The organism is Galenea microaerophila, from assembly GCF_054657255.1.
The window spans coordinates 145,889-159,817 of record NZ_BAAHWZ010000001.1; the positions used below are offsets into that span (position 1 = coordinate 145,889).

The 13,929-nt window shown below is 45.5% G+C and carries 12 protein-coding genes; 2 read left to right on the top strand and 10 right to left on the bottom strand.

Going from position 1 to position 13,929, the window contains the following annotated elements:
* Window positions 1-27 precede the first annotated feature (27 nt).
* The 8 genes from ACYQ05_RS00705 to hslU form a co-directional block, all read right to left on the bottom strand.
* Window positions 28-924, bottom strand: coding sequence for a GAK system ATP-grasp enzyme (locus ACYQ05_RS00705; RefSeq protein WP_459817534.1), 897 nt, complete (start codon window positions 922-924; stop codon window positions 28-30).
* A gap of 4 nt (window positions 925-928) precedes the next feature.
* Window positions 929-2,629 carry an aminoglycoside phosphotransferase family protein gene (locus ACYQ05_RS00710; RefSeq protein WP_459817535.1) on the bottom strand — a complete coding sequence of 567 codons (1,701 nt, stop codon included), beginning with the start codon at window positions 2,627-2,629 and terminating at the stop codon, window positions 929-931.
* 22 nt (window positions 2,630-2,651) lie between these two features.
* Complete coding sequence (gene nrdB / locus ACYQ05_RS00715; RefSeq protein WP_459817536.1) at window positions 2,652-3,785, bottom strand: class Ia ribonucleoside-diphosphate reductase subunit beta; 1,134 nt, start codon at window positions 3,783-3,785, stop codon at window positions 2,652-2,654.
* Between the two features lie 129 nt (window positions 3,786-3,914).
* On the bottom strand, window positions 3,915-5,531 hold the full coding sequence (gene ubiB / locus ACYQ05_RS00720; RefSeq protein ID WP_459817537.1) for a ubiquinone biosynthesis regulatory protein kinase UbiB: 1,617 nt from the start codon (window positions 5,529-5,531) through the stop codon (window positions 3,915-3,917).
* 9 nt (window positions 5,532-5,540) lie between these two features.
* On the bottom strand, window positions 5,541-6,206 hold the full coding sequence (locus ACYQ05_RS00725) for a ubiquinone biosynthesis accessory factor UbiJ (RefSeq protein WP_459817538.1): 666 nt from the start codon (window positions 6,204-6,206) through the stop codon (window positions 5,541-5,543).
* Window positions 6,207-6,224: 18 nt separating this feature from the next.
* Window positions 6,225-6,980, bottom strand: coding sequence for a bifunctional demethylmenaquinone methyltransferase/2-methoxy-6-polyprenyl-1,4-benzoquinol methylase UbiE (gene ubiE / locus ACYQ05_RS00730; RefSeq protein WP_459817539.1), 756 nt, complete (start codon window positions 6,978-6,980; stop codon window positions 6,225-6,227).
* The gene (locus ACYQ05_RS00735) at window positions 6,977-7,333 is read right to left on the bottom strand and encodes a gamma-butyrobetaine hydroxylase family protein (protein WP_459817540.1); all 357 of its coding nucleotides are present in this window, start codon (window positions 7,331-7,333) and stop codon (window positions 6,977-6,979) included. Before ACYQ05_RS00735 ends, ubiE begins: the two co-directional genes overlap by 4 nt.
* A gap of 10 nt (window positions 7,334-7,343) precedes the next feature.
* The gene (gene hslU, locus ACYQ05_RS00740) at window positions 7,344-8,663 is read right to left on the bottom strand and encodes an ATP-dependent protease ATPase subunit HslU (protein ID WP_459819018.1); all 1,320 of its coding nucleotides are present in this window, start codon (window positions 8,661-8,663) and stop codon (window positions 7,344-7,346) included.
* A 75-nt stretch (window positions 8,664-8,738) separates the two neighbouring features.
* Here hslU and dapF point away from each other — a divergent pair, with 75 nt between their 5' ends.
* Window positions 8,739-9,575 (top strand): diaminopimelate epimerase, encoded by an 837-nt coding sequence (gene dapF / locus ACYQ05_RS00745; RefSeq protein ID WP_459817541.1) that lies wholly within the window; start codon window positions 8,739-8,741, stop codon window positions 9,573-9,575.
* A complete protein-coding gene (locus ACYQ05_RS00750) occupies window positions 9,572-10,261 on the top strand; it encodes a DUF484 family protein (protein WP_459817542.1) in 690 nt (229 codons plus the stop codon). The genes dapF and ACYQ05_RS00750 overlap by 4 nt, the downstream gene beginning before the upstream one ends.
* 53 nt (window positions 10,262-10,314) lie before the next feature.
* Here ACYQ05_RS00750 and nrdA read toward each other — a convergent pair whose 3' ends face one another.
* Window positions 10,315-12,582: a class 1a ribonucleoside-diphosphate reductase subunit alpha gene (nrdA, locus tag ACYQ05_RS00755; RefSeq protein WP_459817543.1), complete on the bottom strand. Its 2,268-nt coding sequence runs from the start codon at window positions 12,580-12,582 to the stop codon at window positions 10,315-10,317.
* A gap of 463 nt (window positions 12,583-13,045) precedes the next feature.
* The gene (locus ACYQ05_RS00760; RefSeq protein ID WP_459817544.1) at window positions 13,046-13,906 is read right to left on the bottom strand and encodes an SDR family oxidoreductase; all 861 of its coding nucleotides are present in this window, start codon (window positions 13,904-13,906) and stop codon (window positions 13,046-13,048) included.
* Between the last annotated feature and the right edge of the window lie 23 nt (window positions 13,907-13,929).

Genomic DNA, 13,929 nt, shown 5'->3' on the forward strand with positions numbered 1-13,929 from the left:
CGATAGCATGGGAATCAACAACTGTTGTTAATCTTTCATTTTCTCAATGACATAATCCGCATAAGCTTGAGCCATATCGAGGCTCAACCCTTCCTTTGCACCTCTAAAGCCGCCAAAAGCGGAGACCTCAAAACAGACAAATCCAGATTCTGTTTCGGCCATATCCACTGTGGTAAAGTCGAGTCCAAACAGTTTGCAGGCTTTGCTGGCTGCAGCAATCATCTCATCGGATGGCTGTGCAGGTGCATATTTGCCACCGGCTTGAATGGTGGTATTCCAACTTTTCCCCCCTGAAAGGCGAGCGTAAGCGCCTTGATATTCACCGCCTAAAAAGATAAGCGCCAAATCGTGACCGGGCAGTTTCAGGCGTTTCTGAATGTAGAAATAACCGTGTTGCTTTTTAAAGTTTTTGAGCTGTTGACGTAAGATTTTACTCGAATTTTTGGCATTAAGAACCGTCATGCCTTGTGCTTTGGTGGAAAACATCGGTTTTAAAATCGCCTGTTGATAGGTCTCTACGGCTTTCAGTGCCGCATCGATATTTTCGGTCAGGGTCGTGGGGGGCATGGGGATTTTCCCGCTCATCAGTGTGATGGTACCGCTTAATCGATTAACCGTTCGGTAAATATTCTCAGGTTTGGAAAAGACACGCACGCCACAACTTTCCACAAAACGTAATATTTCAATGCGATCCATCATAGTGGGGCAGTAATGTGACGAGATTTTTTTAACAATAATGGCGTCTAATTCGCAGAGATTGTGTTTTTTATAATGTACCTTTTGCGTGGTTAGCTCTGTCGTAACTCTTTGAATATCAATCACTAACCGAAAGCCAGTGCGCTTTTCAATTGCATCCGCCAATACTTCGGTGGACCATTTTCCTGGTATGCCCACGATGCCAATTTTTAAGGGGGAAGTCGCCATAGGCCTAACCTTCTAAAAATTGTGGAGGAATTTGGTACTGTTTGCGTTGATGTTTGTCTAAGTGAACAATTTGATCCAGCAGATTTAAGCCACGCTGGAACATCTCAGTGGCATGGGTTTCATCGAGCACAAATCGAGTCGAGGTGAGGTAATTGCGCGCTAATCCCAATGCCATGCGAATGGCATAGGTGCTGTCATCTGTCTGTTTGGCATATTCTGCGCCAAATTGATAGGTCTGTTGCATCAGTTCTCCAATCAGTTGTCGCACTTTGGGATGGAAATTCATGATTCGATAGGCAGAGACAATGAGCTTGCTGAGGTCTTGCACATAGTCTGCATAACGGCTGCGGTGGAGATCGATAAAACTCACTTTATTTTCTACTGGATCATAGAGAATATTATCCACATTAAAATCCCCATGAATATAGACCGCGGGTGGCTGTTTGATGCGAATTTCTAACTTTTCAGCGCGTTTAATTAAGGTTTCGATGGGTGTTTGGCTATCTGCAGATTGCCAGTTTTTGAACGCTGGATGGACATGGAAAATGGCATTTAGCCGGCGTCGCAGTTGGCGCATGGCAAACATGGGGCGAGGCTCATCAATCTGAGTTTCTTGCCAGATTTCCGTCAGCAAGGAAAAGAGTGTTTGTAGACCTTGGTTGAGCTGTCTGCCCTTTCGGTGTTGGATATAGTATTCAAAAGTTTCACCGGACAGGTATTCAAACAGCAGTGCCGCCTTGCTGCCTTTTTTATGGTAAGAAAGGAGTTGGGGGGCAATCCCTGGAAATTTTTTATGCCACGCTTCTACCCCTGCCTTTTCTTCTTCTAATTTTTGACGACTGCCTTCTTTGAAGATGGCTTGAATTTGGGGAGGCTCTGAAGGAGTTTCAGGTAGCATGACACCGGAAATGGTGCAGCCCGACTTGGTTTCTGAGATCGGGGTAACGGTTGGGGAGACAGATTGCGTTTCGTTAAATTCATCCAATTGGTCAAGCAATTCAGCGAGGGTTTGAATTTGCTCAAATTGCAGCGGCTGCCCTAATTGTAGGGAGAGAATCTCTTCACCGATGCGAAGTAAGACCGTGCTGGCTTCATCTAAATGATCGACGATCAACATTAAGCGTAAGGTGTTAATGAGTTTAAGACTCTGTTTTTTAGCATCGGTGGTATGGCATTTTTTAGCCTGTTGATGCAGTTTTTGCGTTAATTTTTTTTCGGTCTGTTTGCTCAGGTAGGCAATTCGTAATCGCAAGCGGCAGATATTAGTGGCCATTTTACGGTCTTGCATTTCCAAGGCCGGTAAAATGAGGTTCAGTCCGATTTTCAGCAGATTTAAAGTTTCAGCGATGCCTTTTTTTTGTAAAGGTTTTATTTTGGGGAGGGCTTGAATCTCACGCGTAATTTGCGCCAGCTTAAGGGAGAAAGCTTGTAAATGAAATCCAATTTTTTGATAGGTCTGAATCTCTTCGGGCGACAGCTTTTGTTGATCATTCTCTTGTTGAAAGAGCGCTAAGCAACGTTGTTGCAAGCTAATGGTATGATTGTTGATATAGTCGAGTGTTTGTAAACTGGCCTTTAGAAGGGGTTTTTCACCACTTCTGATAGCCTGTTCTAAAAGCAACAGCTGTTTGCTCACTTCCAAGTTGAGAAACTTTAGTGCATTCTGCAGTTCAGCCTCTGGCGTGTGGGCCGTTTGCGTAGTCAATTAAAGGCACCTTAGTTGAAAGTTATAGGGAGATATCACTAAAGTCATCGGTTTCCACATGGCTATCGACTTGCCCGACAAGGTATGAGCTGATTTCCGACTCTTGCGGAGCAACCTGTACATTATCACTGACCAGCCAGTTATTCATCCAGGGGAGAGGGTTACTGCGCGCAGGGAATAACGGCGCAAGGTGCAGCGCCTTCATGCGGATATTGGTGATATATTCCACATATTCTTTAAGAATCGAGGCATTGAGTCCAATCATAGAGCCATCTTTAAACAGGTAATCGGCCCAACGCTTCTCTTGATCAGCCGCTTGACGGAAGATCTCTTTGACTTTCTCTTCCTGCTCTTGTGCAATGGCGACAAATTCTGGGTCATCCTTGCCCTCTTTTAAGAGGTTAAGCATATGCTGAGTGCCGGAGAGGTGCAGCGCTTCATCACGTGCAATCAGGCGAATCACTTTGGCATTGCCTTCCATTAAAGAGCGTTCGGCAAAAGCGAAGCTACAGGCAAAAGAGACGTAGAAACGAATCGCTTCGAGCACATTCACTGACATGAGCGTTAAATAAAGCGCGGTTTTAATCTGCTTACGGAAATCGTCGTCTTTGTCCAAATCAATTTTATTGGCATACATCTGATTGGTGAGGAAAATCAATTCATCATAATATTCTGTAACGCTCACCGTACGTTCTACAATCTCATCATTATTAACAATGTCTTCAAAAACCTCAGAGGGGTTGGTCACAATATTGCGAATAATATGGGTGTAAGATCGGCTATGAATGGTTTCCGAAAAGGACCAAGTTTCAATCCAGGTTTCGAGTTCGGGAATGGAGACCAGCGGGAGCAGTGCCACATTGGGGGAGCGACCTTGAACGGAGTCGAGCAGCGTTTGATACTTGATATTGCTGATAAAGATATGTTTCTCGTTTTCGGGTAGGCGCGCATAGTCCGCACGATCCGTGGCTAAGTCTACTTCTTCAGGTCGCCAAAAAAAACTCAATTGCTTTTCAATTAAGTTTTCAAAAATCGGATATTTTTGTTGGTCATAGCGTGCCACATTCACATTTTGTCCAAAAAACATGGGTTCTTTAAGTGCATCATTGACGCTTCGGCAAAAAGTGGAATAGGTGTGTTTATCTTGACAGCTCATGGTTGTTTATATCCTTCAAATAATTTGCCCAACATATGTCCGGCGAAGATTCATTTGATTTATTTTAGTGCGCGCACGCGCGCTTGTCACCTTTTTCAGTACCTTTAAAATAGAGGCGACAAGTCACATTTATTTTTTAACTAAGAAATAGAGACCGGCAGCATAGAAGACCCATTGATATTGCATGTAGTCATAGTTGTTGGAGAGGGCAACTCCGACTAAAATGCTGAGCCAGCCTAGATTACGGTAACGAATGAGGCGATTCTGTTTTTCAATGGCCTTTTTCAATTCAGCCACTTCAGGGTTGTGCAGCTGCAGCTCTCCGTGGGCGGCTTTATTGAGTGTATTATAAATCAGATCCGGCATTTGCGGCGCTTTTTCAATCCAATAGGGGAGATTGGCTTGGGTGCTTTTAATCAAGCTCTTTAAGCCAACGCGCTCATGCATCCAATCTTCTAAAAAAGGTTTGGCAGTCTCCCAAAGATCCAGTTCATCATCCAGTTGTCGTCCCAGACCCTCTATATTGAGCAAGGTCTTTTGTAAGAGTACCAGTTGTGGCTGCACTTCCATACCAAAACGGCGGGCAGTTTGAAATAGACGCATTAAGAAGAGACCGAAAGAGATCTCTTTAAGGGGTCGATCCCAGATGGGTTCACAAACGGCGCGAATGGCTGACTCCAGTTCATTCACACGCGTTTCTCGAGGTACCCATTCCGATTCGATATGTAGTTCTGCCACGCGCAGATAGTCTCGATTAAAAAAGGCGAGGAAGTTTTCGGCAAGATAGCGTTGATCTTCGGGGGTGAGGGTGCCCATAATGCCAAAATCAATTGCGGCATAGCGACCATCCGGCAGTACAAAAATATTCCCCGGGTGCATATCCGCATGGAAAAAGTTGTGTTTAAACACCTGGGTAAAGAAGATGGTCACCCCTTTGGCGGACAATTCGGTCAGATCAATGCCTTGTGCTTTTAATTGATCCACTTCGCTGATGCGTGTGCCATAGATGCGTTCCATGGTCATCACATTGTCGTAGGTATGACTCCAATAGACTTCAGGGACATAGAGCAGATCAGAGCCTTCAAAGTTGCGCCGGAGCTGAGAGGCGTTTGCCGCCTCTTTCATCATATCCATCTCATCTAGCAATGTTTTTTCAAACTCTTCGACCACTTCGACCGGATGTAAGCGCCGAGACTCTTTAATGGCCAGCTCTAGTCCTTTTGCTAAGGTGTACATCAGTGCAATGTCTTGTTCAATGACCGGCTGAATATCGGGACGCACCACTTTGACCACCACATCGGTGCCATCGTGCAGTTTGGCGGCGTGTACTTGGGCAATAGAGGCGGAAGCCATCGGCTCGGTTTCAAATTGAGCATAGGCCTCTGATACAGGCTTTTTCAGAGCAGTTTCAATTAATTGAATGGATTGTGCCGCATCAAAAGGGGGACAGTCGTCTTGTAGTTTAGCCAACTCGGTTGCGATGTCTTCAGGGAGTAAGTCTTTCCGCGTGGAAAGGGCTTGACCAAATTTGATGAAAATGGGGCCAAGTGCTTCAAATGCTTGACGAATCCGCACGCCACGAGGGTCATTCGATTTTTTGCGCCAGTTCCAAAAAAAGAGGCGATTGAACCAGATAAGCCAGGCATATCGGGTGTCGGAGAGCACCATTTCATCCAGACCATAGTAGGTGAGGACTTGATTAATTTTGATAATACGACGAATCTTACGAATGAGTTTTATGGGCATAAGGTTTCTTTAGCGTCTCTTTTCAGTCGATAAAAGGGTTTCTAAGGTTTTCACCCTGAGTTCCAGCGTGTCCACCGCGTGTGCGGTATCCTCGACTTGCTGTTGCCAATGTTGAACTTGTAGGCGGGTGGGCAACAATTGGGTTTCATAATGCAGATATTCGGCGATCATTTCGCTCAGATATTGCTGCTGTTTTTCGCTGAATGTTTTGAATTGACGGAAGAAATGGGTGATTTGCAGTGCGAGAAAATCGCCACAATAATGACTCATAGCCTCTTCCCAATCCGGCTCTAAGCGTACAAACTGCTCAATCAACTGCTCTGCCAGAGCGACATCTCCAGAGAGGGTCATGCGCATTAGGCCGTGATGAGATTTTAAGTGTTGCAGACTATAGAGGTCAGTTTCAATGGTTGCATCCGGCGTGCCTTGTAGTTGGGTTTGTACGGCAATTTGATTTTGCGAAAAAATCAGAAAAAATTCGCCAAAATTGTCAGTTTTCCCAGTCCTGGCATGATCATGATCAACAAAGTCGGTCAAAATAATACGAAAGACCTTGCCATTAAAGGCGTCAAATGAATGAAATGGATCCAATTGAATTAAGCCATTGAGCGTTTTCTCTATAGCGGTGATCAATAAGGCTTGTATTGGGCTTGGCAGGACTGGGGATTCTGTCATTTTGGTCACCTTTTGCGTTTAAAACTTCCAACCTCTGTGTAAAGCGACAATCCCTTCGGACAGATTGAGGTATTCTGCCTGATCAAAACCATTTTCCAGCATCATCTGTTTCAGCGTTTCTTGGTCAGGGTGCATGCGAATCGATTCAGCGAGATATTGGTAGCTGGCTTCATCATCGGCAATCACTTTACCCATTTTCGGCAGGATATTAAAGGAGTAGAAGTCATACAGTTTGGCCAGCATTGGCTGGGTCACTTTGGAAAACTCCAAAATCAGAGCTTGCCCACCCGGTTTCAATACGCGTGCCATTTCTGCCAAAGCTTGCGCCTTATCGGTCACATTCCGCAGCCCAAAGGCGATGGTGATGACATCAAATGTATTATCGGGGAAATTTAAGGCCTCTGCATTGGAAATGGTATAGACTACATTGTCGCCGACACCGGCATTAATCAGCCGGTCGCGTCCAACACGCACCATGTTTTCATTAATATCTGCCAAGACGACTTTGCCCGTCGGTCCCACACGTTTCGCATAGGCTCTGCTGAAATCCCCAGTTCCGCCTGCCAAGTCTAAAACAGTCATCCCTGGACGCACAGCAGCTAATTCAATGGTTTGCCGTTTCCATAAGCGATGGATGCCTAAGGACATGACATCATTCATCAGGTCATATTTGTCAGCCACAGAGTCAAAGACGCCTTTGACTTTTTTCACCTTTTCATCCACAGGGACTTTACTGAATCCAAAGTCGATGGTCTGTTTGTTTTGTTCGCTCATTGGGCGTTCCTTTGGTGCCCGGCTTGTGCCAAGCGGTTTAAATAATGTTGCCAATAGGTCTCTTGGTTTTTGCCCAGCTCATAGAGCCGTTCCCAAGTGTAGATACCGGTATCATGGCCATCGTCAAATTCGAGACGAACCCCATAGTTGCCGACGGGGACAATGGCATTTATATTGACCGCCTCTTTACCGACTTGCAGCACTTCTTGGCCGGGGGCATGACCGGTGACTTCGGCCGATTGGGAATAGACCCGCAGGTATTCACACGGCAATTCGAAACGCTGGCCATCGTCAAAAGCGATCTCCAGCACTTTGGATTTTTGATGAAGTTTGATTTCAGTCGGGTTAGGCATAGTCGGCACTTTATAAAATATATTGCGATAGGTCTTGATCTTTGGCCAATTCGCCCAGGCGCTCATCCACCAAGGCTTGGTCAATCACTACGGTTTCTCCTGCTTTATCTGGTGCATGGAAAGAGATCTCTTCTAATAATTTTTCCATCACCGTATGCAGGCGGCGCGCGCCGATATTTTCGGTGCTTTTATTGACCTCATGCGCAATCTCTGCAATGCGTTGGATGCCATCATGAGTGAATTCGATGGTTACACCTTCGGTGGCCAGCAGTGCTTTGGCTTGTTTAATTAAGGAGGCTTTAGGTTCGGTCAGAATATGCACAAAATCGATCACAGATAGGGACTGTAGTTCGACGCGAATCGGTAGGCGGCCTTGCAGTTCTGGAATGAGGTCAGAGGGTTTGGTTAAATGGAAAGCCCCAGAGGCAATAAACAGAATATGATCGGTTTTGACCATACCATATTTGGTGGAGACAGTATTGCCTTCAATTAAGGGCAGTAGATCGCGTTGCACCCCTTCACGGGAGACATCACCGCCACTGGTTTCTTGGCGTTTGGCGACCTTATCAATTTCATCCAAAAAGACAATCCCATTTTGTTCAACCGCTTCTAACGCTTTGGCTTTAATCTCTTCTTGATTAATCAAGCGATGCGCTTCTTCTTCTGTCAACTGCTTTAAAGCTTCTTTTATGGTCAGGCGCTGTTTCTGTTTTTTGCCTTTATTTAAGTTTTCAAACAGACCTTGCAGTTGTTGCGTCATCTCTTCCATGCCAGGCATGCCCATAATTTCAACTTGTGGCATGGGCGCTTGGAGGTCGATTTCAATCTCTTTATCGTCCAGTTGTCCTTCGCGCAGTTTTTTTCGAAATTTTTGACGGGTATCGGCCATATTGTCATGGCTTTGTTCTTCAAAGCCGCGTGCAGGTGGTAACAGCGTATCTAGAATGCGCTCTTCTGCATTGGCTTCGGCTTTGGTTTGTACGGCCTTCATCGCTTTATCGCGCTGCATTTTAATTGCGGTTTCAACGAGATCGCGAATAATGGAATCTACATCGCGACCCACATAGCCTACTTCGGTAAATTTCGTGGCTTCAATCTTTAAAAAGGGGGCGTCGGCCAACTTAGCGAGACGACGGGCGATTTCCGTTTTCCCGACACCAGTGGGCCCAATCATGAGGATATTTTTCGGTGTGACTTCTTGGCGCAGCTCTTCAGGCAATTGACTCCGGCGCCAGCGATTACGCAGGGCGATGGCCACCGCTTTTTTGGCCTCTGCTTGTCCAACAATAAACTGGTCTAACGCATGTACAATCTCTTTTGGCGTCATCATTTTGCTTGTTATTTCCATTTATTTGAAATCTACCATTATAATGGAAAAAAGCATTGAAAATAGAGGAGAGAACAGATGGGACTTAAATTTAGCAAAATGCACGGTTTGGGCAATGATTTTATGGTGATTGATGGCATTCACCAATCGTTTACAGCAGACAGTACCCAGATTGCGCAATGGGCGGATCGTCATTTTGGTGTTGGCTTTGACCAGTTGTTAGTGGTGGAATCGGCAACGCAGCCGGATGTGGATTTTAAATACCGTATCTTTAATGCCGACGGTTCAGAAGTGCAGCAGTGTGGTAATGGCGCACGCTGTTTTGCCAAGTTTGTTTATGAGCAAGGGTTGACGGATAAAAAAGAGATTACGGTAGAGACCGCTTCAGGCATCATTGTGCTCTACATTGAGGACTCTGGCTGGGTGCGCGTTAATATGGGGGTGCCCAATTTTTCACCGGCTGCACTGCCATTTGAAGCGCCAACGGAATCTGACCAGTATGAATTGGAAGTGTTGGGCGAGACATTTGAAATTGGGGCGGTTTCGATGGGAAATCCGCATGTCGTGTTGCGGGTGAGTAATGTGGAAGAGGTGCCAGTGGACAAGTGGGGTGCGGCGATTGCAAGTCATTCACGTTTTCCAGAAAGAGTGAATGTGGGGTTTGCAGAGTGGGTGGATCGACAGCATATTAAGCTGCGCGTTTATGAACGCGGAGCCGCAGAGACCTTGGCTTGCGGCACCGGTGCTTGTGCGGCAATGGTGGTGTTTCGCAAAAGAGGGGAGGTGGACGATGAAGTGACGGTGACCTTGCCAGGCGGTGATCTAAAAATTGCATGGAATGGCGATCCGCAATCTCCGGTCTGGATGTCCGGTCCAGCGGTGATGGTGTTTAATGGGGAGTTGGTTGAGGCATGAACATGCGCACCACCGTCGAGCTTAAGGCCGAAGAGGTGATTGAGTATCTTTATCAAAATCCTCTGTTTTTTCATGCAGTGCCCGAATTGTTGAATGAAATGCGGGTGCCTCATCCGACAACGGGGCATGAAATCTCTTTATTGGAGCGTCAAGTGCTCAGTTTACGACAGCAAAAAGAGACCTTAGAGACGGAAATCGAAATGTTGACCCATATTGCAGGTGAGAATGTCCACTTATTGCAAAAAGTGCGTGCGTTTATTGCTGAATTAATGCGGGCGCAGGATGAACAGCAGGCAGTAGAGGTGATTTATCAGCAAATGACCACTGAATTTGCGGTACCGCATGTGGCGTTGTTTAGCTGGGAAATGCCGCAACAGCAGATTGCAGGGATTCATCAACTGGGCATGAGTCCACAGTGGTTGAGCACTTTAAAAGAGATTTTACAGCCGAAAAGGCCTGTTTGCGGTGGGGTGGAAGCGCAGTGGCAGAAAGGGTTGTTTCCCCAGGTGCAACAGCCGATTGCTTCAACTTGTTTGATTCCTTTGGGAGAAGATCGAGTGTGGGGCGTGTTAGCGCTGGGCAGTGAGGAAAATCGTTTTGCGGAAGATCAAGGCACCTATTTCCTAGCGATGATGGGAGAGATGATCACGGCTCGCTTAGAACGATTGTTTACTCCGATAAAATAATAAACGCCCTGAATGGCGGGCGTTTGTTAAAGGACGTCTAGAGCGCACGGCTTTTAGAGTTTACAAGCGCCGCCTGCGCATCCATCATCTTCTTGCAAGTCCTCAGCGCCATCACGGGTGTTATGATAATAAAGTGTTTTAAGTCCCATTTTGTAAGCATAAAGAATGTCTTTTAAGATGGCTTTAATGGGCACCTTATGGTCTTCAAACTTGCTTGGATCATAGTTGGTATTGGCCGAAATTGCCTGGTCAACAAACTTCTGCATAATCCCCACCAGCTCAATATAGCCTTTGTTATTCGGGATTTGCCATAGTAGTTCATAATTCTCTTTATAGTCTTTATAGCCAGGCACCACCTGTTTCAGAATACCATCTTTGGAGGCTTTAACTGACACATAGCCACGAGGCGGCTCAATGCCATTGGTGGAGTTGGTGATTTGCGAAGAGGTTTCGCACGGCATCAAAGCCGTTAGGGTTGAGTTGCGTAAACCATATTGACGGATCTCTTCCCGCAGCGCTTCCCAATCCAAATGTAAAGGCTCATGACAAATTTCATCCAAGTCTTTTTTATAGGTATCAATGGGCAGAATACCTTCAGCATATTTAGTGTCTTCAAAATAGTCACACTGACCTTGCTCTTTTGCCAGGTTGACAGAGGCCTTAAGTAGATGATATTGAATCGCTTCAAAGGTACGATGCACCAGTGGGTTGGCAGAGCCATCTGAATATTTCACGCCATTTTTCGCCAAATAATAGGCTAAGTTGGTGACGCCCACCCCCAGTGTACGGCGTCCAAGGCTTGAATGTTTGGCCGCTGGCACAGGGTAGTCTTGATAGTCTAATAGGCTATCTAAGGCGCGGACAATCAAATCCGACAGTTCAGCCAATTCGTCCAGATTTTCCAATTCGCCCAAGTTAAAGGCAGAGAGGGTACAGAGGGCAATTTCTCCATTAGGATCATTGACCTCATTCAACGGTTTGGTCGGTAGTGTGATTTCTAAGCAGAGATTCGATTGGTGAATCGGCGCTTTTTCAGGATCAAAGGCGCTGTGAGTATTGGAGTGATCCACATTTTGCACATAGATGCGGCCCGTTTGCGCGCGCTCTTGTGCCAACTGAGTAAAGAGGTCAATCGCCTTAACCGTTTTTTTGCGAATGCTGTCGTCCGCTTCATAGATTTGATAGAGGCGTTCAAACTCATCTTGATCGGCAAAAAAGGCTTCATAGAGGCCTGGCACATCACTTGGACTGAAAAGCGTGATATTACCGCCGGTAATCATGCGTTGATACATCAAACGGTTGATTTGCACGCCATAATCAAGATGACGCGCGCGGTTTTCTTCTACGCCGCGGTTATTTTTCAGCACCAAAAGAGATTCCACCTCTAAATGCCAGATGGGGTAAAAGAGGGTGGCGGCCCCACCACGAACGCCGCCTTGAGAACAGGATTTCACTGCGGTTTGGAAGTATTTAATAAATGGAATCAGACCTGTATGGAAGGCTTCTCCCCCGCGAATCGGGGAACCCAATGCTCGAATACGTCCAATATTAACCCCAATCCCTGCGCGTTGCGAGACATATTTCACAATTGAGGAGGCCGTGGCATTAATGGAGTCGAGTGAATCACCACACTCAATTAAGACACAAGAGCTGAATTGACGCGTCGGGGTGCGCACACCAGACATAATGGGCGTAGGCAAAGAGAGCTTGAAGCCAGAAGTGGCATCATAAAAGCGCTTAATATAATCTAACCGCGTCTCTTTAGGATAATTGGCAAACAGACACATCGGGATCAGCATATAGATAAACTGTGGGCTTTCATAGATTTCGCCCGTCACGCGGTTTTGCACCAGATATTTACCTTCCAGCTGTTTGACAGCAGCAAAACTAAAGTTTAGATCTCGGCTGTGATCAATATATTGATCTAATTCATCAAATTCCGCTTCGGTGTAATCCTCAATAATCTGTTTGTCATATAACCCTTTTTCCACCATTTTACGCACATGGTCGAAAAGGTGAGGGGGTTTAAATTGACCAAAAGCTTTTTTGCGTAGATGGAAAATGGCTAAACGGGCGGCTAAATATTGATAATCGGGCGCTTCTTCAGAAATTAGATCCGCAGCAGATTTAATGATGGTCTCATGAATATCAGAGGTGGACATGCCATCGTAAAATTGAATATGAGAGCGAAGTTCCACTTCTGAGACGGAGACATTTTCTAAGCCTTCTGCGGCCCATGAGATGACGCGGTGAATCTTTTCTAAATCAAGTGGTTCCGTGTTGCCATTGCGTTTGGTGATGTTAATTGTGGGTTGTGACATAGGACTGATTGACCTTGTGAATAAGTGTTAATACTTGATAAAAAATAGGCACTCTCTCATGCCCTCTATAGCTGACTGTACGATCAATATACAAATCATACAGTTAGCCAAATAGAGTTATAAATTTAGTTTAACTTCTGTTGATATTCTATTGTGGCTAAACCGATGCGAGCCACTATATGTAGTTGGTTTAAGTTATCTTAAGTACGAAATATAGTGGATTTTGTCCTAAAGTGCAATAGTAAAAATTTAAAGAAAATGTCAATTTTTGTAGGCGTTGGAGAGAGACTGTGGGTGGCTTAAAGATGTGGATAACAATCGTTAAGATCGATTTTTAGTGGGGGTTAGGGTTGTGGATAACTTTGTGAATGTGTGCATGAAAACGGGCGAAAACGAGCGGTTTTTATCAGTAAATATTTTGATTGAATTTTTTAATGTGTGGATACAAAAATTCGGATCTCTATCATTGATCGGATTGCGTCAGCATCTGTTGAATCAGTTCGCTATAGCCTGATTGATAATTGGGATATTGGAATTGATAGCCGGTTTCTTTAATTTTGGCATTGCTTAGGCGTTTGTTGCTGCGTAGTTGACGGCTTGTTTCTGTCGGCTCTTGATGTGTCAACTCCCCAACATTCAATTGTTCCGCGAGCCAATCAAAAACTTCGCAAGTGAGCGTGGGTTGATCATCGACAGCGATATAGAGAGAATCAATGATGTGATCTTGTTCGACTAACTGCATTAGATGGAGCAAAATACCGACGGCATCCGTACTGTGAATGCGATTGCTGTAAATTCCCTCCATACAGCGCGCCTTGCCCGCTTTAACCAAATCAATTAAATGGGTGCGTCCTGGACCATAGATCCCCCCAAAACGCACAATGGTGAAAGGCAGATCACTGTCGCGTAACAGCTGTTCACCTTGAAGCAGACGTCTTGCAGAAAAGCTGCTGTCTGTAGTGGGAGAATCTTCGGTCACCCATTCCCCGTCACTTTGACCAAATACCGAAGTGCTAGATGTGAAAAAAAGATGTTTGGGTGGCGCTTCTTTCAACGCATGGATTAAATTTTTTAAGCCTAGTACATAGGCTTGATAGTAAGCGCTGTCTTTATACTGGGGTGCAGAGGCGGTATAGAAAACATAGTCAAAATAAGGGAGGTCATTAGGAAAGGGCTGAGTTAAGTCATGTTGAATAGGGGAGATGTCTTTTGGAATCTGTCCAACCTGACGACGCATCGCTGAGACTGAATGTCCAAGCTGAGTGAGTGTTTGTCCAAGTTGACAGCCAATATCGCCGCAACCGGCAATAAGAATCTTTGCCATTGCTGTTTTCCCAATGATGAACG

Coding starts and splice junctions, on each gene's coding strand:
- ACYQ05_RS00705 (WP_459817534.1), bottom strand. CDS start 924: ATGGCGACTTCCCCCTTAAAAATTGGCATCGTGGGCATACCAGGAAAA.
- nrdB (WP_459817536.1), bottom strand. CDS start 3,785: ATGAGCTGTCAAGATAAACACACCTATTCCACTTTTTGCCGAAGCGTC.
- ubiB (WP_459817537.1), bottom strand. CDS start 5,531: ATGCCCATAAAACTCATTCGTAAGATTCGTCGTATTATCAAAATTAAT.
- ACYQ05_RS00725 (WP_459817538.1), bottom strand. CDS start 6,206: ATGACAGAATCCCCAGTCCTGCCAAGCCCAATACAAGCCTTATTGATC.
- ubiE (WP_459817539.1), bottom strand. CDS start 6,980: ATGAGCGAACAAAACAAACAGACCATCGACTTTGGATTCAGTAAAGTC.
- ACYQ05_RS00735 (WP_459817540.1), bottom strand. CDS start 7,333: ATGCCTAACCCGACTGAAATCAAACTTCATCAAAAATCCAAAGTGCTG.
- hslU (WP_459819018.1), bottom strand. CDS start 8,663: ATGATGACGCCAAAAGAGATTGTACATGCGTTAGACCAGTTTATTGTT.
- dapF (WP_459817541.1), top strand. CDS start 8,739: ATGGGACTTAAATTTAGCAAAATGCACGGTTTGGGCAATGATTTTATG.
- ACYQ05_RS00750 (WP_459817542.1), top strand. CDS start 9,572: ATGAACATGCGCACCACCGTCGAGCTTAAGGCCGAAGAGGTGATTGAG.
- nrdA (WP_459817543.1), bottom strand. CDS start 12,582: ATGTCACAACCCACAATTAACATCACCAAACGCAATGGCAACACGGAA.
- ACYQ05_RS00760 (WP_459817544.1), bottom strand. CDS start 13,906: ATGGCAAAGATTCTTATTGCCGGTTGCGGCGATATTGGCTGTCAACTT.